Raw genomic sequence first — 22303 nt, 5'->3', positions numbered from 1 at the left:
TCATGTAGAAGAGTTATATCAAACAAGTAGAAGAACAGGCGGAGAGAAGTACAAGAGTCTACTAAAAGAAGTACAGGAAACGGTCAAGAGATGTACTAGAGTAGCAGGAAAGAAGTACTTCATCCGCCTTTTCAAGGTTCTCCCAGATAGCGGACGATCTGTTCGACTTCTCTCCGCAGAAAGCGGTGACGTCTCGGATTATATCCGATGATATCCAACGCCTGCATCAACGATTCGCATCCTTTCATCCATCTTACTAATGTTTTAAGAGCCGTCTCGGCTGTACGCCCGGGACAATAGAGTAACGCCAGTTCTGACTTATCATACGCTCTCATCTCAAATTTTTTCTCTTCATTTTCTGCTTTCATTATTCCTTTCATTAATTGGTTTTACAGTGCTATAAAGATAGCAATAATACTTCAAATTGTCAAATTATAATCAATATTTTATCTACAAATACGGATAAAAATATACATTATCGGACAATGCCGGACACCCGCCGACAAATCCGGACACACCCCTTTTGTAATGCCTTACCTTCGTAGTGTCATAAGCAAGGAACCGCTTCTGACCAAGAGAATATCATTCAATTTATATTAAAAGTTTTTTAAACAGTAAAAAGAATTATGGCAAAAGTTTTTTCATTCACCAGCATACTCCGCAAGAATATGCTGGACAAAGAGAAACCCGATATGTACTATGCCTTGGCGAAGTCCAGCGGCGAGATCGGGATTGACGAGATGGCGGAACGCATCCAGCGTTCGAGTACGGTGAACTGGGCGGACGTGGTATGCGTGTTGCGAGCTCTCCAAACGGAGATGATCGACAGTTTCAAGAAAGGCGAGATTGTCCGTTTGGGCGATATCGGATCGTTTTACGTCACCTTGCGAAGTACAGGTGTACTCATCCAGAAGGATGTAAAAGAGGGAGTTATCAAAGGGGCACGTGTCCGTTTCCGCCCGGGTAAAGAGATCAAGGATGCACTGAAAACGCTAGCGTACAGCAAGTTTAAACAGGAAGGGAACGGTGAGAACACTGATGATCCCGATTCGGGAGGTGAAAAGCCGGATCCTAAACCGGACGAGGGAGGTGAATCTCCGGACCCTACTCTTTAAGATTCAGGAATTGAGAATTAGGGAAGAGGTGAGGTGGGAATTAGGAGTTGAAAGACTGAGAATCAAGAGTTAACAGTAACGAATCAAAAAAATAAACGAAAGGAAAATGAGAAAGATAAATCTGATTGTGATTCATTGTTCTGCTACGCGGGAGGACCGGACGCTGACGGCATTCGATCTGGATTTACTTCACCGCCGGCGTGGTTTCAACGGCACAGGGTATCACTATTATATCCGCAAAGATGGAACAGTGGTCCTCACCCGCCCTATCGAACGCATCGGGGCTCACGCGAAAGGTTTCAATGAGGGCAGTATAGGAATCTGTTATGAGGGTGGATTGGACCGCCGGGGACACCCGGCGGATACACGAACACTGGAACAATGTATGTCACTGTATTTACTGGTGAAAGAATTGGGGCAACGCTTTCCTGATTGTAGGGTATGCGGACACCGGGATCTTAGTCCCGACCTGAACGGCAACGGGGAGATTGAACCGGAAGAGTGGATTAAAGCGTGTCCATGTTTCGAAGTGAAAGAGTGGTTTTCAAAGGCTTTCGATGAGACGGGAAGTAGTTCGCTTCCGCAACTCCGGGTACTGCCGAAACCTCCGGAGATTCAGCAATCGACAAAGCTTTAACAAGTCTTATTGCTTCGGTAATTCACAGGATTTCAGCAACTTTCAAAACTTCAACAAGTGTGATTTTTCAGTTTTTCAGATAAAGTTCTAAGGTAGAAAGTTTTCGGGTAACATTTAAGTTTTCAGGTAACAAATCATTTTTTTAAGAATCGGAAAGGAGGTGTGGGAATTATGGCTATCAGTAGATCTCTTTGGGATACAATCCTGAAAGTGGTGATCGCAGTGGCTTCGGCAGTGCTGGGCGCAGTGGGCGGTAATGCGATGAATTTGTAGAAGCAAGAATCGTTGAATCATTGACATGAGAGGGAGTATATGAATATAATTATGCTTCCTCTCTTTTTTAGACAAAAGTACAAAAACAAGAATAAAAATATGAGAATGAAAAATAAATTAAAATATGTATTGTGCCTTTTCCTGTTGTTAGGAACGGCTACCGGCGTACGGGCAGACGGAGGATCACAATTTATCCCGAACAATCTTCAGGGATACTATTTCTCGCCAGAGAACCTAGGTTTCGCTACTCCACAAACAGCGGAGTTCGTACAATACGGCAATATCCCCATGAACTTATACAACGGGCTACTTAACCTGAATATTCCGTTGTTGGATTACAAAGATCCGGCTTTTCAACTGAATACATCCATCAAATATCTTTCGGATGGATTCAAACCGGGAAGACGACCTTCCATAGTCGGTAATAATTGGATTCTGAATGTCGGTGGATCAATTACGAGAAATGTAGTTGGAAATCCCGATGATATCCGTCAGGATCTACATACGGGCCTGTTGGCAGCTATCCGTGATGGTAAATTCAAGCAATATAGCAAAGAAGATTTGGTCAATCTGAGAATAGAGACCACTGACGACTACCAACAATTTCAAAAAACGAAATATGATATGACCCCGGATATTTTCGAATTTAATTTCGGAAATCACAAAGGTAAGTTTATCATCGACAATAGCGGTCAGGTGAAATGCCTGACAGGTGGCGGATACAAGATTGACCTAAGTGAAATGGCAGTTCAAAATTTTAGTAAAACAAACGCTCCAACTTCCTCCTGCATTCAAATTACAACTCCGGACGGATACCTTTACAGTTTCGGAGGTGGAACTTCTTTTTTGGAATATAGCATACCCAACAATCCGAACAAACTTAAGCCAAGGCCTGTCCAGATCAGCTCTTGGTATCTGAGTTCAATAAAAGACGTAACTAGAAATCGTACGGTTACTTTCAGTTATGAAAGTCGTTTACAGAAAAACAAATACCGGCTTTTCGTTCAAGATTACTACTTTGGAGACAAACGAACCCAATATAATCGTCCCATTAATGGACAAACAAAGCCGGATGAGATAAAATATTTCGATGATGGTCAGAGTGAACATTTTCTTTTGGAAGATAAAGTCTATACCCCTATCCTGAAGAAAATCAGCACAGATGACATTGCTATTCAATTCACAGTCGAAACATTTCCAACCAATTTTTACGGAGAAACAACCGGAAACGATTTGCTTTATTTGTCCAACGTACAAATGACAGAAAAATCACAGGTTATAAAATCATGTAAGTTTGATTATCAAACCAAAGGGAAGTATTTCTTTCTGAAAAAAGTAACTCTCGATGATCAGAGTGATAATCCTTCGGTCTACAACTTTGATTATGATCTGAGTCGTGAAGCTCCCGACCCACTGACTACCAGTATTGACCACTGGGGATTCTGGAATGGTAAATATGAAGCAATTGATAAAGCTAATATTTTTTTAGAATCCAAGGAAAAAATAGATGAAAGAAAAGCCGTCAATACAAATGTTGCTAGTTATGCAATGCTTAAAAAGGTGACCTATCCTACCCGAGGTGAAGAAAAGATTGATTACGAATACAACCGCTACCGATTTTATCAGACCAAAAGAACAGATATGTTTGGATGGGACAGTAATCAAACAACTTATGATACACCTTTCGGCGGAGTTCGTATTGGAAAACTGACAATGTACGACCCCAACACCGGGAAAACAAGACAACGCTCTTTCCGATATACTAATCCGAATACGGGAATGGAGTGCGGAAGAATTAACGAACTACCCAGATACATTATGCCGGTAGAAATCATAAAATGTGAGAATTCGAGCATTGATAGTATCGTAACCACCAACATCAATGTATATTCCAAAAGTAGTAATTGCATGGGACGTCTCAACAATATATCGGAACATCCAATCCGTTACAGCTATGTAACTGAGACTTACGATGACGGAAGTTACAGCCGCTATCACTTCTCCGACAATACAGGCGAAGCTGATCTCCACCAGAAACTAAGTTATTACATTCCCGATTTGAGAAGCAGAAATTTCAGCACCTATCAAATATTGGATAAAGCACTAAACTATGCTCCAAACGATCTATCTGCTTTCAGGGGAAAACTTCTTTCGAAAGAGACTTATAACAACCACTCTAAAAAAGTTGCAACGGAAGAATACGACTATAACTTCGCAAATCGGGTGTCCAGCTATGAAGTGTCGATATCAAACGTTGCCGGAGCATTTATATCCAACAAGATATTTACTACTCCCTGCCTGATGACACAGGAGAAACTGACGGACGAAAACGGGGTAACAGTGATTCATAATTTTGAATATAATGACAAAGGGATTGTTACACAAAAAGAGACGGTGAATAGTAACGGAGATCATGTGTATTTGAAGTATGTACATCCGGGAGAACAGAAAGGTTTGTATCCTGAAAATAATTACAATAGGTTAGTCAATGAAAACAGGATAGAAGAGCCTATCGCTGTTATCAAATATCTTAAGAAAGTTGGAGAAAGTGAACGAAAAATAGTTGATCTTATTCAGTTTATGTATAACTCATTCGAGGGTTGCGGGCTTCAGAAGATAAACCTGCTAACATTTAAACTACCTGAGCCACTCCCTGAAAACACAAACTTCACTGACATTAGTGTAGCATTAAAATACGAGCAGAGTATTGAAACCTATCACAATTATGATCGATACGGCAATATTATCACGTATAGCATTAATCGAGGTAAAGAAGAAACCAACTATATATGGGATTCGCCTACACAGGTAGCCGCCGAAATAAAAGGATCTACCTATGAGGACATAAAGGAGGCATTGGGCATGAAACCGGAGGAATATTCAATGAACTACTTCGACAAACCTAAACTGGAAGATTTACGCGAGAAACTGCCGAATGCACATATCACACTGTATGAATATAAACCTCAAATAGGAGTAAAACATCTTTCTGATCCTACCAAACGTGAGTCCTTTTACCAATATGACCGAAGTGGACGCCTAAACAAAACGTATCGCCTAGAAGAGAACGGGAAACTTCAGCTGATGGAATACAATAATTATCATTACACGAAATAATAAAATGAAATTCAATATGAAAAGATATTTAGTTTTTATAATATGCTTGGTGGCAATTGTCAATATAGCCAACGGGCAAGGCACACCTCCTTCGGAAGGGGGAGTGAGATTCAACATAGATATGAATGAGGCTACGAAAGCCATCCATCATACTTTTGATACGGAAAGAGCAACTAATGTATATGCAGATCCTTCCAATGATATCATTTACACCTTTACAATCGGTAATCATTCAACCTTATTTATGGCCAATGCAATGGGATCAAGGCTTTCATCCAGCCAAATGTTTCTTGTATACAAACCACTGAACAGCACACAGCCGGCAAAGATCATCGATGGAGCCACAAACAGCGGAAAGGCTCAAACTGCAATAACATACGAAAATATGTTTGACCTTACGTATGATGAAGATCTCACCAAGATACCTAGCCAGTGTCCACTTATTTTTCGATCTCTTGACCCGGGAGAGTACGCTCTTTTCTGTGAAGGAGGTCGGAGCAGTAACGGTCTGCTGACTACGAATCTTTATTTCTCAGCCATCGGATGCAGCCGTACCAATGCCATTGATTTAGGAACTTTCGTTAACGGGACTCACAATGATGTATTGCCCGGTATGTTTGGGAAAACAATCGTTTATTATAAACTCAAACTAAAAGAATTAAGTCTCGTTAGTATCGTTCATAAAGGTCCCGCAGCCATGAAACCTATCATATCCGTAAGTGGTCTTTCGGAAACCAGCGAATCGTTTCCTTTGACAGAAACAGGCGTACCACAAATAAAAGAAGTCAAGTTGAAAGCGGGAGAATATTATATTCAGGTAAATTACAAAGGGGAGGTATGTGCTCAAGCCGGACTAGACGTAAAATGTGTTGTAAACAACATAGGAAGTAGTTGGGAACAACCGTACGAAATGGGAGCTTATACGGATAGTCTGCGTTATACTCACAAATACAGCCATGCTTTTACTGAAACGATTTTTCATCGTTTTGAAATTAAAGATACAATGGATATTGCCATAGAAGTTCCTATATGGACCCCAAAAGGTAATAATCCTACTACAATAACATTATATGACGCAAGCCATCATCTGATCCGGAAAGCCGATAATGAAGAATACATACAATGTCTAAACGAAGACCGTTTATCCCCCGGTATTTATTATTGCACTACAAGCGGAGCTTCTTATTTAACAGATTTGAACGTGACAGGAAGAAAACCGATACGTCAAGTGGATGAGAGCAGAAATTACATCACTACCATAAAACCTATTGCCTATATGCCTTCTATGGTAGAAATGAAGAATCCGAAGTATGCCAGTCAAAACATAGTGTATGCCGATGTCTTTGGAAGAACGGAGCAGACTGTGCAATACGGGGCTAGTCCAAATATGAAAGACATCGTCAATGCGAAAGAATATGACCGGATGTATCGGGATAGTTGTACTTGGCTTTCTGTAGTGAGTCCTATTAAAGGAGCGTTTCTGTCCACACAGAAAGTTCGTCAGTATGCCCAAAACCAATACAATGATGCATACGCTTATGAAAAGTCGATGTACGATGATTCTCCGTTGAATCGGATGATTGAAAAGTATAATCCCGGAAGCAGTTGGCACACCACCGGACATAGTGAAAAGACAAACTACCTGACCAATACATCTGCTGCACGTTGCCGTCTGTTCGCCGTAACCGGAACTAAAGCAAATCCTCAGCTTTCCCAGAAAGGCTATTATGCAACAGGCGAACTAACTGTGACCGAAAATAAAGACGAAGACGGACACCTGACGTATATTTATACTGATAAACTAGGTCAGGAAATTCTGTCTCGCTCCATCAATGGGAACGATACTTTGGATACTTATCAGGCATACGATGATTTCGGTAACCTCTGTTTCGTACTGCCACCTCTGGCTATCGAAAAGCTACAGACTCTCGGATTACAAAAAGTATTGGATTTATACACTTACCAATATCGCTACGACGGACTAAACAATTACTCCGCCAAAAAGATGCCGGGTGCAAAATGGGTAAACTATGTATATGATAAAAAAGGACGGTTATTGCTAACTCAGGATGCGGGAATGAAGGCACAAAACAAGTGGAAATGTTTCTTCTATGACCAACTTGGAAGAAAAGTATTAACTGCTATTTATAACGGTGCCGAGCAGCCAAACATTCATTATATGATGATCAATTTTGATGCAAAAAACTCTAATTCCTTTTACGGCTATACCATCGAATATTATATCAATAAGTCCAACCTTGAAATGCAGGAAGTAATCTACTATGACACGTATGATTATAAAAGGGTGAATGCACAATTTACCACAGCCTATAATTACGTGGAAGATACGCAATATGGTCTCCGCTGTAGTGATGACACTGAACTGCTGAAATGCAAAGGTCAGCAAACCGGAATGATATCTCGTGTATTAGGTACAAACCAATTGTTATACACCAGTACTTATTATGACTATTATCAACGTCCGGTACAAACCCGTAGCACAGATATCAACGGAAAAGTATATGTCCAGAAGTTTAAATATGATTTTAACGGGAAGGTACTAGCTAGTCACAACGGTGTAGATCAGATCTCATTTACACAGACTATGACATATGACCATAGCGGGCGATTGCTGACAAATGCTCACCGAATCAATAACTCTGTATCTGCCACTCTTTCTTACAATTATGACGAATTAGGCCGACTCACCAGTGTTACAAGAAGTGGAGGAAGTAAATCTCTCACCACCACTAATCAGTACAACTTACGTGGATGGACGATCTCCACTCAAAGTCCTTTATTCTCTCAACGCCTCTATTATACGGATGGTAAAGGCACTCCATGTTATAACGGTAACATCAGCAGTATGACATGGAAAGCCGGCAATGAAACAGTCACCCGCGGTTATCGTTTTGAGTACGATCCATTGTCCAGATTGAAAAATGCAACTTATGCCGAAGGGGAAACTCTCTCTCCAAAGCCTAACTATTACGACGAACAAATAACCGGTTACGACAAGAACGGAAATATTCTGGGGCTCAAACGTTACGGACAGACTTCTGCCAGCGGATACGGTCTGATAGATAACCTGGCTATCACACTCAATGGTAACCAACTGTTAAGTGTAAACGACGCCGTAACAACATCAGCATTCAACAATGGTTTTGAATTTAAAGACAACTCAAAACAGGCTACAGAGTACATTTACGACGATAACGGTAATTTAATAAAAGATTTGAATAAAAAAATCACCAAAATCCAATATAATTACCTAAATTTACCAGACCGTATTGAATTTGAAGGCGGAAGTTCTATTTCTTACCTCTATGATGCAGCAGGGAAAAAACTACGTGCTGTACATACCATCGCAGGAAATACTACTACTACCGATTACTGCGGTAGCGTGATCTTTGAAAATGGAACTCCTAAGACTGTATTGACAGAAGCCGGATTCGTCTCGTTGAGCGACAACAAGTATCATTATTATTTGCAGGATTATCAAGGAAACAATCGTGTGGTAGCCGATCAAAATGGAAATGTAGAAGAGGTGAATCATTACTATCCTTTCGGAGGTGTGTTTGCTAATACATCTTCTATCCAACCGTATAAGTATAATGGTAAGGAACTGGATACAAAGAACGGACTGAATTGGTATGATTACGGAGCAAGACAGTATGATGCAGCGATAGGTAGATGGCATGTGGTGGATCCGATGGCAGAAAAGTGCTATGGGTTAAGTCCGTATAATTACTGTTTGAATAATCCTATGAAGCTGATCGACCCGGATGGTAAACAAGGGGTAGTCGTGGTTCCAAGAACTGTACCAATACCCTTTTTTACTCCTTATATGCAATCACTAGAAAAAGATATAGATCTAGTTGCAAACGAAATAGGAAAATCAATCGATAAAGGGATATATGATCTAAAAAAAGAAGTAAAGAGGACTTATAACTTTGCCAAATTCGAAGTTATAACAATGTATGCTCTAACGCAAAAAGCATTTAGTCCTGAATACGATCATCAAAGAAAAAGAGATAGAAGAAATAAGGAAGGATTGGATCGGAATCAGGCTAATATAGCAAAAAGCATCGAAAACAATATTACTGCTACAACACCTAGTGGAGATCCATTACCTAAAAAAGATCCGAAATATTGGGGAAAAGTAAGAACTTGGGGACTTGGAGTTACTTTTGGTACAGAAATTGGAGTTCAACTAACAAATCCAGATCCAAGTAAAGATGCTCATGAAGCTAAATTGGAACAATTAAAATCCATACAAAATTCAGAACAGTCTTCACAGCAAAGCCCCCAAAAAAGAAATTTTATTGATAATTTAATACAATGGTTATATAAAAAATAAGAATATGAAAGATGCCTTTTTCAAATTTGTTGGTAAATTAATAATGCCAATGTGTTTCATAATGATATGCATGTCATTATTCAGAGATTATTTATATATGTTGCCATACATATTTGTAGTAAGAATCATACTACTTATATGCGCAATAACAATGGTTATTGGAGCTATAATGAAACCATATACCCCAAAAAGTTTTAGTCATCGGGGAAAAAATCTGAAAGAATATTTCTACTTTAATTCTTATAACATTATTGAAAACATCTTCAGTTGGTATATCTGCATTTATATCTTACTAAGACTTGATAGGGTTTCGATTGTATTTTCTTATATTATGATACTAATTTTTGGAATTTACTATGGACATAGAATTGCAAATATTGCAGACATATATTATAAGAATAAGTATAAACAAGATTGATTATTAATTTGTCTTGACTAGATAGGGGGTATCATTAATTATACCCCCTACTTTTTTATTCATAAAAATAAATATCTCTATTCGATGAAATAAATACTATATTTGAGATATTGTTTTACCTGAGTCAAAAACTCAAAACAAATTAATCAAATGGTTTAATTCCATCTTTGAATAATTAAATAATAGTATTATGAAATTGATTTTTATAACGATATTTAGAAAAACATATTTACTAGCATGTTTTCTAATAATTGCTTATCATATATTCTATTTTGATATATGTGATCTTCCTTATATATTCTTTATCCAAATAGCACAATTGGCAATAGCTATAATAGAATTTACGGGCTTGATATTAAATCTAAAATATCCTCATCTATATCCCAAAAGTCTATTACCAGAAGTCAATCCTAAGATTAGGGAACCATATTATTTTATGGTAAGATTATATTGTTACAGTCTTACTATTTACCTTTTTCTCCCTAAGCATTATATATGGCCAAACTATTTAATAATGATTTTATCAGGATTATTAGTGGGATATTGGATAACAATAAAAGCAAGTCATTTTTCTAATAAATTAAAGAAACAATTAGATAATACCCGTTTGGTTTAATTAACATATTCCCAGCTACGTTTCAAAATATGTAGCTGGGAATAAACCTATAAAAAAAAACAAATGAAAAAAAACTTGATTTTTATTGACAAAATAATTCTACCACTATATTGTGTAGTTATCTGTATTGCGTTATGTTATGATTACGCATTTATATTTCCTGGCTATCAGATAATAAGAGATATTTCCATATTACTAGGAATATTTCCTATCGGAATAGGAAATATAATAAATCTATTCTATATAAAACATTTAATAAATAAGCAAGGAAAAAAGCTAAAAGAGATATTATTTCTCAATTCATACATCATCATAGAAACTTTATTTAAATGGTATTTCTTTTTCTATGTTATTTGTGAGCTATACACGTATTCTAATTTATATACTTATTTAATATTATTAATAGGAGGAATTTATTATGGAGTCAAAATCGCTAATCATAAGCTTTTAACATAATTAATTTATAAATATAAGGAAGAGTTGATCCCATAATTTATTTAACTACTTTTTCTGAATAATGGACTTAGGCAGAAGCCTTATAAAGTCATTTTATTAATAAAGAATAGAAAAGACGATTTATATTTTCTATATTCTGCTGATAGAAGTTAGTGTTTTAGTTAGAATTCATACCAGAATATTTCTAACTCACTCTGGTATGATACTTCTATTCACTAGAAATATTTTAGAAACTAGGGTAATCTTTCATAGTATAACTCCCAAGGATGGGATACAAAAAAAATAGTTAGTTATGAAAAAATATAAATTCATATTACTAAGTCTGGTTTTAGTATTGATTTCATGTAAAAATGAATATGTGCTAGACGACATCGAGAATGTACCAGAATTAAGAAATGAAATACTCGAATCGGAGAAGTATATGAAAAAGATAGAAGTGTTACCTGCTTATTCTGGTAGGTATTATGCCGAGTTCGGAAATTTACATTTTGGAAAAATAGGCCTACTTTATTCGATATTGAATTATGATCCAAATGATTCTATACAAGAAGGACATCTCAATCCTAACTGGCAAGCAGATGTTGATACTGTACAGAATATACCCGGATTGAATCAGGAAGAATGGAGAGAACTAAAGTGTAATCTTAAAGTTTTAGGAAAATACGGAATATACTTTAGCGAGCAAATAGCCTATCATGACGACAAATTTGAATTTTATGTTTATCTATACAAACTTGATAAATATAAAGTAATTGGTCCAAGAGCATTTTTAGCTGTTTTGTCTGAGAAACAGACTCAAACGAAGGACTTCAAAAAAAAATTTATTATAATGGATAAAAAAGAAGATTTGTACCTGTTGATTTCTAGTGATAGAAATTAGTTTTGGTGCAAAAAATCATACCAGAGTGCTTTTAATTCACTCTGGTATGATACTTTCTACTTATCGGAAGTATTTTTGAAGTTCTAGAAATCTTCAAAGAAACACTTCCCCTACAACTCTCCTTTTTCTATACGTTAAAGCAACTCTTCTTTCTTTTTCTTATATTTCTGTGAAAGCGGATTATAACGATAGAGACTGATATGTTTCATTCATTGCTCATCCTTCATTCAACAATGGTTTTGAATTTAAAGACAACTCAAAACAGGCTACAGAGTACATTTACGACGATAACGGTAATTTAATAAAAGATTTGAATAAAAAAATTATCAAAATCCAATATAATTACCTAAATTTACCAGACCGTATTGAATTTGAAGGCGGAAGTTCTATTTCTTACCTCTATGATGCAGCAGGAAAAAAACTACGAGCTGTACATACCATCGCAGGAAACACTACTACTACCGATTACTGCGGTAGCGTGATCTTTGAAAATGGAACTCCTAAGACTGTATTGACAGAAGCCGGATTCGTCTCGTTGAGCGACAACAAGTATCATTATTATTTGCAGGATTATCAAGGAAACAATCGTGTGGTAGCCGATCAAAATGGAAATGTAGAAGAGGTGAATCATTACTATCCGTTCGGAGGTGTGTTTGCTAATACATCTTCTATCCAACCGTATAAGTATAATGGTAAGGAACTGGATACAAAGAACGGACTGAATTGGTATGATTACGGAGCAAGACATTATGATGCAGCGATAGGTAGATGGCATGTGGTGGATCCGATGGCGGAAAAGTGCTATGGGTTAAGTCCGTATAATTACTGTTTGAATAATCCTATGAAGCTGATCGACCCGGATGGTAAACAAGGGGTAGTCGTGGTTCCAAGAACTGTACCAATACCCTTTTTTACTCCTTATATGCAATCACTAGAAAAAGATATAGATCTAGTTGCAAACGAAATAGGAAAATCAATCGATAAAGGGATATATGATCTAAAAAAAGAAGTAAAGAGGACTTATAACTTTGCCAAGTTCGAAGTTATAACAATGTATGCCCTAACGCAAAAAGCATTTAGTCCTGAGTACGATCATCAAAGAAAAAGAGATAGAAGAAATAAGGAAGGATTGGATCGGAATCAGGCTAATATAGCCAAAAGCATCGATACTAATATTTCTGGGAATATGCCTAATGGAGATCCAGCACCAAAAAGAGATCCGAAAGATGGGGGAAAGAAAACTGCTTTTTTTACAATAGGACTTACTATTGCAGGAGCAGAAAGGGTAAATTTGGAACTAACGAACCCTGATCCAACACAAGATGCTTATGAGTCACATATCAATAAAGTTGAAGAAAAAAATAGAAATAACCCGGATTTCCTTGAAAGAATTATAAATTGGATAATAAATAAATAAAAAATATATGAAACGTTTTTTTATATCAATGTACAAGAATACAGCCGTCACAGGGAGCATTTTGATGATTGTTTATTGTATTTTATATCCTTATTTATCAAGTATTCCTTATCTAATTTCAGCCATCAGGATAATGTTTATACTCTTGTGGTTATTTGTTATAGTAGGCATAATATGTAATTACCTGTTTTCTTACATACATCCCAAAGAAAAGATATTAAAAGATAGTTTTATTAAAACATTCTATTTAAAATCTTATCAAATAATAGTACAAGCATACTGTTATTATTTTATAGTATATATGATTTTCTTTTTAGATCGAAAATCTGTGCTATTTAATTACTTAATGTTGCTTTTATTAGGCTTATTCCTTGGATATAAAGCAGCTATAAAAGCTGAACAATACAAAGATAAAAGGAAAAACAAATAATATTATAGTCCTGATCCTCAAAATTTATAGATTCTGAGAATCAGGACTTTTTAATTGTCAAAGTCTATAGTGAGATAGAAAAAACAAAAAAGGGAATAACTTAAATCTAATCAAAATCCAGAAAAGTCTCCAAAGCAAAATGCATTGGAAGAAAATCTGATGTATAAAATGATAAATTGGCTTATAAAATAATAAAAGTATGAGAAAATTGCTTTTTAAAATTGCTGGCAAAATAACAATGCCTATGTGCTTCATAATGTTATGTATGTCTATTTTCAGAGATTATCTGTATTTAATTCCATACATATTTGTGATAAGAATTATACTACTAATAGGCGCAATTCTAATGGTAGTTGGTGGTCTTGCAAGACCAGTTTGCAAAAAAACATCATTCAACCATCAAGGACAAAATTTAAAAGAGTGGTTTTATCTCAATTCTTACGATATTATCGAAAAAATATTTGTATGGTATTTTTTCTTTTACCTAATACTTCGCTTAGATAAAATATCACCTATATTCATGTATATCATGATAATGATTTTCGGTATCTATTATGGACATAGGATTGCAAATATTGCAGATATATATTACAAAAATAAGTATAAGAAAAATTCATTACCAAGATAGTTACATATCAATATTAATAATAAATAGGTTAGATGAAGTATTCAACAAAAGCTGATAAATATATAGGACACATGCAAAATCTTGTATATTTGATATGTATCGTACATTTGGTCTTTTATATATTCTTTAAAGAATATATACCTAGTCCACTACGACATCCTATATTTCCATTAATTCTTGTAATTTGTATTATAGGTCTACCATATTCTATTCTTTGGAGATCTATTAGTTATGGTTATAATGCGTTGTTTCGACATTGATTTTAACGTACTTTTCGGATACTTATTTTTTCTATTATTAGGGTTATGGACTGGTAGTGGAGCAGCTTTATCTGCTACTAGTTTTATGAAAAAAGTACATCGCAAAGAACAAGAAAGCAAGATTAAGAAATAACTTCAAACATTGTCCTGATATAAATTATCTTCATGATAACTGATTATCAGGACATTTGTACAATACTCATGAAAAAAAAGACAGAATATAAAGCCACAATCAACGGAGTGAAATTGATTTTTATTACGATATATAGAAAAACATGTTTACTAGCTTGTTTTTTAACAATTGCTTATCATAGTTTCTACCTATATATATTTGACTCTCCTTATTTATTCACTCTTAAAATAATGATATGGATAATGTTGATGATTGAAATCACAGGTTTTATATTGGATAAAAAATATCCTAGTATATATCCTAAAAGATTGGTCATGAAAATCAATCCTAAAGTTAGAGAGTCATACAATTTCATAGAGAATTCGTTTTACATTTGTCTTTTAATTTATGTTTATCTACCAAAAGTTTATTTATGGCCTAATTATTTAATGATGATTCTATCAGGATTATTCATAGGATATAGGATCGCAATTACAACTAACAGATATTCAAATAGGCTAAAAAGCAATTAAATAATACCCATAAGATTCACAACTGTGTTCAAATCAAGACACAGTTGTGAATTAACTTTAAAAGTACAAGAAATGAAAAAAAGATTTTTGATGATTGCAGATAAAATGACATTACCTTTATATTGCATAGTGATTATTATTGCTATTTTTATCGATTATATCCTCCTAATCCCCGGACAACTAGTGATTAGAACAATCGCTGCATTAGGAGTCATCCCAATAGGGATTGCAAATATAATAAAGCTTTTCAACATTAAATATTCAATTAATAATCAAGGGAAAAAGTTTAAAGAAAAACTATATCTTAATTCATATAGTATAATAGAATTTATATTCATATGGTACTTCTTCTTTTACACATTCTTTGACCTATATATATATTATTCCCCATATCTTTATCTCATGTTATTTTTAGGAGGAGTCCATTATGGACTTAAAATGGCTAATCATAAACTTTATAAATAAATAATATACAGATATTTATAAGATAAAACAACCTACAAACACATAAATATATGAGATATCTTTTTATAGCAATATTTGAAAAAACAGCTTTATGGGGTAGCATTTTAATGATTGCCTACCGTGTGTTTTTACCCTATATATATATAAGATTCCTTATCTGACATCTACCACTCAAGTCATTTTTTTGATCTTTTGGGCAATTACAATGATAGGTGGAATGATGAGTTATCTATATCCTTATATACGTTCACCCAAACAACCGATAAAGACAGAAGGTATCATTCGGACATTTTATTTAAATTCTTATCAAATAATAATGCAATCATATTGTTATTTTTTTGGAGCATATGCAATCTTCTACTCAGATAGGATATCTGTGCTATTTGATTATTTGATGTTACTTTTATTGGGAATATCTGCTTTATCCTTCCGCCATCTGTGTCCGATTCTTTAAACGCTGACGGTACTTGGAATGAGACGACTTTAACCTCAATCGCAAACTTCGCTTACTTATATAAATATGATTCACGTGGCCGCTGTATCAGTAAAAAGCTCCCCGGCTGCGACTGGACTTATTATGTGTATGACCGTTCCGACCGACAAATATTTGTTCAGGATGGCGAACTTCGTCTAAAAGGAGAATGGCTCTTTTCCATTCCCGATGCCCTGGGACGCCCGGCATTAACCGGAATTTGCAAAAATAATCTCAACTACTCCGACAATCCTCTTAGCGATGTATGCATACAAGGAATGCGCTCAAATGCAACGAACATTACGAAGGGATACATCGTGTCGGGAATTTCATTAACTACTCCTGTTATATTGACGGTGAACTATTATGATAATTACGATTTCATGGGATATAACGGAATTCCGGATGCTATAAATGCGGACATGAAATATGAAGTGGTACAAGGATTCGGAATACGCTATGAGGACAGCAAAGGCTTATTGACCGGCACATTAGTAGCACAGCTACCGGCTGACGGTACAGCTTCTGCCTCGTTTCTGAATTCTGTATTGTATTATGATTACCGGGGACGTGTGATACAAGCGAAAGCAGAGAATCATTTGGGAGGAACAGAAAAAGTATATACAGCATATAGCTTTACCGGAAATCCGTTGCACGTGAAAAAAGTTCATACAGCCTCAGGAAAGGATACACAAATGGAAGTTTATACCTATACCTATGATAACGCCGAGCGATTGCTAAAAACAATGTATCAACTGAATAATGCCACAGCAGTAACACTAGTAGACAATGCCTATGATGAAGTAGGACGACTGAAATCAAATAGCCGGAACGGGAACGCAAAACTGAAAACAGAGTATACGCATAACCTACGTTCCTGGACAAAAAGTATCACAGGTTCGTTGTTTAATCAGACTATTAATTATCAGGAGAATGTGGCCGGAAATACTCCATGTTACAATGGAAATATCAGCAGCATGTCCTGGAAGTCCGGAGCTGAAACTGTAGAAAGGGGGTATCGTTTTACGTATGACGGACTTTCAAGGCTAAAGAATGCAACATATGGAGAAGGAAACAATCTGGCTAATAATAGTAACCGATTTAACGAACAGATTACAGGGTATGACAAGATGGGGAACATTCTGGGATTACAGCGTTACGGACAGACTGCTGCCAGCACTTACGGATTGATTGATAATTTGACTTTGACTTACAATGGTAATCAATTGCAAGCAGTAAAAGATGCTTCTACAAACTCAGTATATGGCAATGGAACTGAATTTAAGGATGGGACAAACCAGACAATTGAATACGTTTATGACAAAAACGGCAATATAACTAAAGATTTAAACAAAAATATTAGCAATATTGGGTATAACTGTTTAAATTTGTCAGACCAGATAACATTTGCAAATGGTAATAGTATTAAATATGACTATGAAATGGATGGAACAAAGCTCCGTACAGTTCATAAAATTGGCACTACTACCTTGACAATGGATTATTGTGGTAATGTGGTCTATGAGAACGGGGCGTTGAAGATGTTGCTCAATGAGGCGGGGTATGTTAGTTTCCCGGATAAAAAATACCATTTTTACTTAAATGACCATCAGGGGAATATTCGTGTTGTGGCGGATAAGGATGGGATTGTGGAAGAGACAAATGTTTATTATCCATTCGGGGGAACGTTTACGTCTGCGAATAGTGTTCAACCTTACAAATATAATGGGAAAGAGCTAGATCAGAAGAATGGACTAAATTGGTATGATTATGGCGCGAGACATTATGATGCAGCAATAGGAAGGTGGCATGTGGTGGATCCTGAATGAAAATCGATATACAGTTTCTACATACACTTATGCAAGTAATAGTCCTGTAAATCGCGTTGATTTAGATGGTAAATTAGATGATTGGGTGGAAGATAAATCAAAAAGAATTTATTGGGACCCGGACGCTACTTCGCAGGTAACTACTAAACCCAGTGAAACATATTTAGGGAAAACGGTTGTTGATTTTAAAGGTTCAAGACAAGAAACTTTTGGAACGAAAAATGGTAAAAGTGGATACATAAATGGAGAAGGAGCTATCACAGCACAAGTAACTGTATATGGTGCTAATGGACCGGATGATATTCATAATTTCACTGGGTATTCTATGTCGTCAGATGCAAAGGTTTTAGGGGCAATTGATGAAGGTATCTATGATGGAAATTACGATGTAATAGGTAAAAGTGGATCACTAAAATCTAATTGGGTTTTAAACCACAGAGGAGCTATTCGTACATTAGATGGACAAATCAATCCGAATGTTCCTAATCAAATTAGTGCAAATGGAGAAGGATATAAGGATCAGATTTTTATCCATAGCACAAATAGCAATGGATTTGCAGGAGTGGGAGACGGATGGGCTATCTCTAAAGGATGTTTATTGATATCTCCAAAAGATTGGAATAGATTTAACGGTGTAATGTCGGGGACTCAAAACTTTAAAGTAAGGGTTTCAAGAAGTAATATTGAAAAAGTTCCATTACAAGGAGTAACAGGTCCTGTGACGGGTGTAAATATCATTAACAAAAAGGTAATCTACTAAGAATTATGAAGAAAATATTTTCATTTATCGTTATTTTAGTGTACGCAATTATTGGAAATTCTCAAACTATTAGTAAAGAATGTTTGTGTAATTCTGCTGCTTTTATAGATATTGAATACAAGGACTCAATATTATTATATGATAAGCCTGGTGGCAAGGTAATTCAATATTTGAAACATAATTTTGAAAATGAAGCGTATATTCACTTTAAAATATTAAAGAAAAAAGGAAAAATGCTCTATGTAAAGGCTTCTACCATTGACTCAGTATATCCTAATGGCTGGATTAATATTAATAGTCATATTGGAGTATATTCAAGGGCATATAATGGAGGACTAAAACTATATAGTTTACCTAATGAAAAATCGAAAGTGCAAAGTACTATAAAGGAGTATGATAACGATATGTATACAGTTATAGACTGTTGTGGCGATTGGTTGAAAGTAAAAAGAATACTCCATGGTAAAACATATATAGGATGGATGCCTCCGGAAATGCAATGTGCTGATTTATACACTACATGTTCTTAATTATTTTTATTCCACATATATAATAAATTTTACCCTGATATTAATTAATCATAGATAATTTGCATCAGGGTAAAATTTATGTACTGCAAACAACCGAATACCACAGTCTTAATAGAAACATTCTAGAAACCTTGATAATCTTTCATTGTTTAACTCCCAAGGATGGGATACAGAAAAATAGTTAGTTATGCAAATATGTAAATTCATATTACTAAGTTTAGTTTTAGTATTGATTTCATGTAAAAATGAATATGTGCTAGACGACATCGAGAATATACCAGAATTAAGGAATGCAATACTCGAATCGGAGAAGTATATGAAAAAGATAGAAGTGTTACCTGCTTATTCTGGTAGGTGTTATGCCGAGTTCGGAAATCTAAGATTGGAGAAAATTGGTTTAATTTACTCAACATTGAATTATGATCCAAATGATTCTATACGGGAAGGACGTTTCAATCCGAACTGGCAAGCAGATGTTGATACTGTACAGAATATACCCGGATTGAACCCGGAAGAATGGCAAGAACTAAAGCGTAATATTAAAGTTTTAGGGAAATACGGAATATCCGGTAGCGAGCAAATAGCCTATCATGACGATAATTTTGAGTTTTATATTTATTATTATAAATTCGATAAATATATAAAGATTGGTCCAATAGCGTTTTTAGCTGTTCTGTCTGAGAAGCAGACTCAAACGAAGGACTTCAAAAAAAAATTTATTATAATGGATAAAAAAGAAGATTTGTACCTGTTGATTTCTAGTGATAGAAATTAGTTTTGCAGCAAGAATTCATACCAGAGTATTTCTAATCCACTCTGGTATGAAACTTTCTATTCACTATAAACATTCTAGAAACCTTGACAATCTTTCATGGTTTAACTTCTAAGGATGAGATATAGAAAAAACTGTTAGTTATGAAAAAAATATAAATTCATATTACTAAGTCTGGTTTTAGCATTGATTTCATGTAAAAATGAATATGTACTAGACGATATCGGAAATGTACCAGAATTAAGGAATGCAATACTCGAATCGGAAAAGTATATGTCCAGAAGTTTAAATATGATTTTAACGGGAAGGTACTAGCTAGTCACAACGGTGTAGATCAGATCTCATTTACACAGACTATGACATATGACCATAGCGGGCGATTGCTGACAAATGCTCACCGAATCAATAACTCTGTATCTGCCACTCTTTCTTACAATTATGACGAATTAGGCCGACTCACCAGTGTTACAAGAAGTGGAGGAAGTAAATCTCTCACCACCACTAATCAGTACAACTTACGTGGATGGACGATCTCCACTCAAAGTCCTTTATTCTCTCAACGCCTCTATTATACGGATGGTAAAGGCACTCCATGTTATAACGGTAACATCAGCAGTATGACATGGAAAGCCGGCAATGAAACAGTCACCCGCGGTTATCGTTTCGAGTACGATCCATTGTCCAGATTGAAAAATGCAACTTATGCCGAAGGGGAAACTCTCTCTCCAAAGCCTAACTATTACGACGAACAAATAACCGGTTACGACAAGAACGGAAATATTCTGGGGCTCAAACGTTACGGACAGACTTCTGCCAGCGGATACGGTCTGATAGATAACCTGGCTATCACCCTCAATGGTAACCAACTGTTAAGTGTAAACGACGCCGTAACAACATCAGCATTCAACAATGGTTTTGAATTTAAAGACAACTCAAAACAGGCTACAGAGTACATTTACGACGATAACGGTAATTTAATAAAAGATTTGAATAAAAAAATTACCAAAATCCAATATAATTACCTAAATTTACCAGACCGTATTGAATTTGAAGGCGGAAGTTCTATTTCTTACCTCTATGATGCAGCAGGGAAAAAACTACGTGCTGTACATACCATCGCAGGAAATACTACTACTACCGATTACTGCGGTAGCGTGATCTTTGAAAATGGAACTCCTAAGACTGTATTGACAGAAGCCGGATTCGTCTCGTTGAACGACAACAAGTATCATTATTATTTGCAGGATTATCAAGGAAACAATCGTGTGGTAGCCGATCAAAATGGAAATGTAGAAGAGGTGAATCATTACTATCCGTTCGGAGGTGTGTTTGCTAATACATCTTCTATCCAATTGTATAAGTATAATGGTAAGGAACTGGATACAAAGAACGGACTGAATTGGTATGATTACGGAGCAAGACATTATGATGCAGCGATAGGTAGATGGCATGTGGTGGATCCGATGGCGGAAAAGTGCTATAGTTGTAGCCCCTATAGTTACTGTTTGGGAAATCCGATAAGATTTATAGACCCAACAGGAATGTCAATAGGAGACCCATTATTACAAACTTTTGGCAGATATGAATATGGTAATAATACCTTTACTAACGCATTTAAGTTTGTACATAATACCGTAGCCTCTGTTGTGAATACTCCCATACAGATGATAAATGATCTGGCTTCAGAAACTGAATATATTTATAATAACGGAGTTGGGTCATATCTTTCATCAGGAATTCAAGATGCAACAGATGCAATTGGTTCTCAGATTTCATACCTGGCAAAGACTCCAATATCGAAACAAGTTTCGGATACATGGCAGGAAATGAAAGAACCGCAGAACTGGGAGAATACCGTTGCTGAAGGAACTCTTATGTTTATGCCGATGAAAGTTGGCATTGGTACGAAACGTAGTATTTCGACAGCGGCCAAAGGAGTTGGGGTAACAAAAACAGAAAACATAGTAAAAACTGCTGTACACGGGAATTCATTAAAAAGTCAGAGACCAACATGGGGGTATAAGCTTTATTCTACTGATGGAACTTTCTTGAAGAATGGCATTACATCGCAAGAAATACCGCAAAAACGATATACTAAAGCATTCATGGAAAATAAAAAAATGAAAACTATAGAGCTATTCCCCAACAGACAGGCAGCTTGGAATTGGGAATATCAACAAAATTTAATCGAACAAGGACCTTTAAATAAAAATATGCATTAAG

Annotated in this window: 15 protein-coding genes and 1 pseudogene; 15 read left to right on the top strand and 1 reads right to left on the bottom strand. The window is 35.8% G+C overall.

Going from position 1 to position 22303, the window contains the following annotated elements; translation table 11 throughout:
* Positions 1 to 131: 131 nt before the first annotated feature.
* Positions 132 to 380, bottom strand: a complete 249-nt coding sequence (locus tag EJF25_RS05115) for a DUF4248 domain-containing protein (protein WP_370685697.1) — start codon at positions 378 to 380, stop codon at positions 132 to 134.
* A gap of 246 nt (positions 381 to 626) precedes the next feature.
* Here EJF25_RS05115 and EJF25_RS05110 point away from each other — a divergent pair, with 246 nt between their 5' ends.
* The 15 genes and pseudogenes from EJF25_RS05110 to EJF25_RS26530 all read left to right on the top strand — a co-directional run bounded on the left by EJF25_RS05110 (position 627) and on the right by EJF25_RS26530 (position 22302).
* Positions 627 to 1115: an HU family DNA-binding protein gene (locus EJF25_RS05110; protein WP_125040319.1), complete on the top strand. Its 489-nt coding sequence runs from the start codon at positions 627 to 629 to the stop codon at positions 1113 to 1115.
* A gap of 106 nt (positions 1116 to 1221) precedes the next feature.
* Entirely contained in the window at positions 1222 to 1752 is a 531-nt protein-coding gene (locus EJF25_RS05105; RefSeq protein ID WP_125040318.1) for an N-acetylmuramoyl-L-alanine amidase, read from the top strand.
* A gap of 171 nt (positions 1753 to 1923) precedes the next feature.
* A complete protein-coding gene (locus tag EJF25_RS24820) occupies positions 1924 to 2025 on the top strand; it encodes a smalltalk protein (RefSeq protein ID WP_200832868.1) in 102 nt (33 codons plus the stop codon).
* 105 nt (positions 2026 to 2130) lie between these two features.
* On the top strand, positions 2131 to 5142 hold the full coding sequence (locus EJF25_RS05100) for a hypothetical protein (RefSeq protein WP_235016726.1): 3012 nt from the start codon (positions 2131 to 2133) through the stop codon (positions 5140 to 5142).
* Positions 5143 to 5158: 16 nt separating this feature from the next.
* Positions 5159 to 9502, top strand: a complete 4344-nt coding sequence (locus EJF25_RS05095) for an RHS repeat domain-containing protein (protein WP_160119375.1) — start codon at positions 5159 to 5161, stop codon at positions 9500 to 9502.
* 1782 nt (positions 9503 to 11284) lie between these two features.
* On the top strand, positions 11285 to 11872 hold the full coding sequence (locus EJF25_RS05090; protein ID WP_125040315.1) for a hypothetical protein: 588 nt from the start codon (positions 11285 to 11287) through the stop codon (positions 11870 to 11872).
* A gap of 232 nt (positions 11873 to 12104) precedes the next feature.
* Positions 12105 to 12752 (top strand): annotated as a pseudogene (locus EJF25_RS26750) (RHS repeat domain-containing protein); the annotation flags it as partial.
* A gap of 544 nt (positions 12753 to 13296) precedes the next feature.
* Complete coding sequence (locus EJF25_RS05080; protein ID WP_125040313.1) at positions 13297 to 13719, top strand: hypothetical protein; 423 nt, start codon at positions 13297 to 13299, stop codon at positions 13717 to 13719.
* Between the two features lie 199 nt (positions 13720 to 13918).
* Positions 13919 to 14347 carry a hypothetical protein gene (locus EJF25_RS05075; protein WP_125040312.1) on the top strand — a complete coding sequence of 143 codons (429 nt, stop codon included), beginning with the start codon at positions 13919 to 13921 and terminating at the stop codon, positions 14345 to 14347.
* A gap of 977 nt (positions 14348 to 15324) precedes the next feature.
* Positions 15325 to 15717, top strand: a complete 393-nt coding sequence (locus EJF25_RS05070; RefSeq protein WP_125040311.1) for a hypothetical protein — start codon at positions 15325 to 15327, stop codon at positions 15715 to 15717.
* A gap of 438 nt (positions 15718 to 16155) precedes the next feature.
* Positions 16156 to 18018, top strand: coding sequence for an RHS repeat domain-containing protein (locus tag EJF25_RS05060; protein WP_235016724.1), 1863 nt, complete (start codon positions 16156 to 16158; stop codon positions 18016 to 18018).
* On the top strand, positions 17999 to 18778 hold the full coding sequence (locus EJF25_RS05055; protein ID WP_125040310.1) for a hypothetical protein: 780 nt from the start codon (positions 17999 to 18001) through the stop codon (positions 18776 to 18778). Before EJF25_RS05060 ends, EJF25_RS05055 begins: the two co-directional genes overlap by 20 nt.
* A gap of 5 nt (positions 18779 to 18783) precedes the next feature.
* Positions 18784 to 19308 (top strand): hypothetical protein, encoded by a 525-nt coding sequence (locus EJF25_RS05050; protein WP_125040309.1) that lies wholly within the window; start codon positions 18784 to 18786, stop codon positions 19306 to 19308.
* A gap of 316 nt (positions 19309 to 19624) precedes the next feature.
* Entirely contained in the window at positions 19625 to 20083 is a 459-nt protein-coding gene (locus EJF25_RS05045; protein ID WP_125040308.1) for a hypothetical protein, read from the top strand.
* Between the two features lie 353 nt (positions 20084 to 20436).
* Positions 20437 to 22302 (top strand): RHS repeat domain-containing protein, encoded by a 1866-nt coding sequence (locus EJF25_RS26530; protein ID WP_200832867.1) that lies wholly within the window; start codon positions 20437 to 20439, stop codon positions 22300 to 22302.
* The last annotated feature ends 1 nt before the right edge of the window (position 22303 follow it).

The organism is Bacteroides faecalis, from assembly GCF_003865075.1.
Taxonomy (GTDB): domain Bacteria; phylum Bacteroidota; class Bacteroidia; order Bacteroidales; family Bacteroidaceae; genus Bacteroides; species Bacteroides faecalis.
The sequence above is the reverse complement of the archived record's forward strand: the minus strand, read 5'-3'. Positions and strand labels throughout refer to the sequence as shown.

Excerpts from the sequence above, each read along its gene's own strand:
- EJF25_RS05115 (WP_370685697.1), bottom strand. The coding sequence starts at position 380 with ATGAAAGGAATAATGAAAGCAGAAAATGAAGAGAAAAAATTTGAGATG.
- EJF25_RS05110 (WP_125040319.1), top strand. The coding sequence starts at position 627 with ATGGCAAAAGTTTTTTCATTCACCAGCATACTCCGCAAGAATATGCTG.
- EJF25_RS05105 (WP_125040318.1), top strand. The coding sequence starts at position 1,222 with ATGAGAAAGATAAATCTGATTGTGATTCATTGTTCTGCTACGCGGGAG.
- EJF25_RS24820 (WP_200832868.1), top strand. The coding sequence starts at position 1,924 with ATGGCTATCAGTAGATCTCTTTGGGATACAATCCTGAAAGTGGTGATC.
- EJF25_RS05100 (WP_235016726.1), top strand. The coding sequence starts at position 2,131 with ATGAAAAATAAATTAAAATATGTATTGTGCCTTTTCCTGTTGTTAGGA.
- EJF25_RS05095 (WP_160119375.1), top strand. The coding sequence starts at position 5,159 with ATGAAAAGATATTTAGTTTTTATAATATGCTTGGTGGCAATTGTCAAT.
- EJF25_RS05090 (WP_125040315.1), top strand. The coding sequence starts at position 11,285 with ATGAAAAAATATAAATTCATATTACTAAGTCTGGTTTTAGTATTGATT.
- EJF25_RS05080 (WP_125040313.1), top strand. The coding sequence starts at position 13,297 with ATGAAACGTTTTTTTATATCAATGTACAAGAATACAGCCGTCACAGGG.
- EJF25_RS05075 (WP_125040312.1), top strand. The coding sequence starts at position 13,919 with ATGAGAAAATTGCTTTTTAAAATTGCTGGCAAAATAACAATGCCTATG.
- EJF25_RS05070 (WP_125040311.1), top strand. The coding sequence starts at position 15,325 with ATGAAAAAAAGATTTTTGATGATTGCAGATAAAATGACATTACCTTTA.
- EJF25_RS05055 (WP_125040310.1), top strand. The coding sequence starts at position 17,999 with ATGTGGTGGATCCTGAATGAAAATCGATATACAGTTTCTACATACACT.
- EJF25_RS05050 (WP_125040309.1), top strand. The coding sequence starts at position 18,784 with ATGAAGAAAATATTTTCATTTATCGTTATTTTAGTGTACGCAATTATT.
- EJF25_RS05045 (WP_125040308.1), top strand. The coding sequence starts at position 19,625 with ATGAAAAAGATAGAAGTGTTACCTGCTTATTCTGGTAGGTGTTATGCC.
- EJF25_RS26530 (WP_200832867.1), top strand. The coding sequence starts at position 20,437 with ATGACATATGACCATAGCGGGCGATTGCTGACAAATGCTCACCGAATC.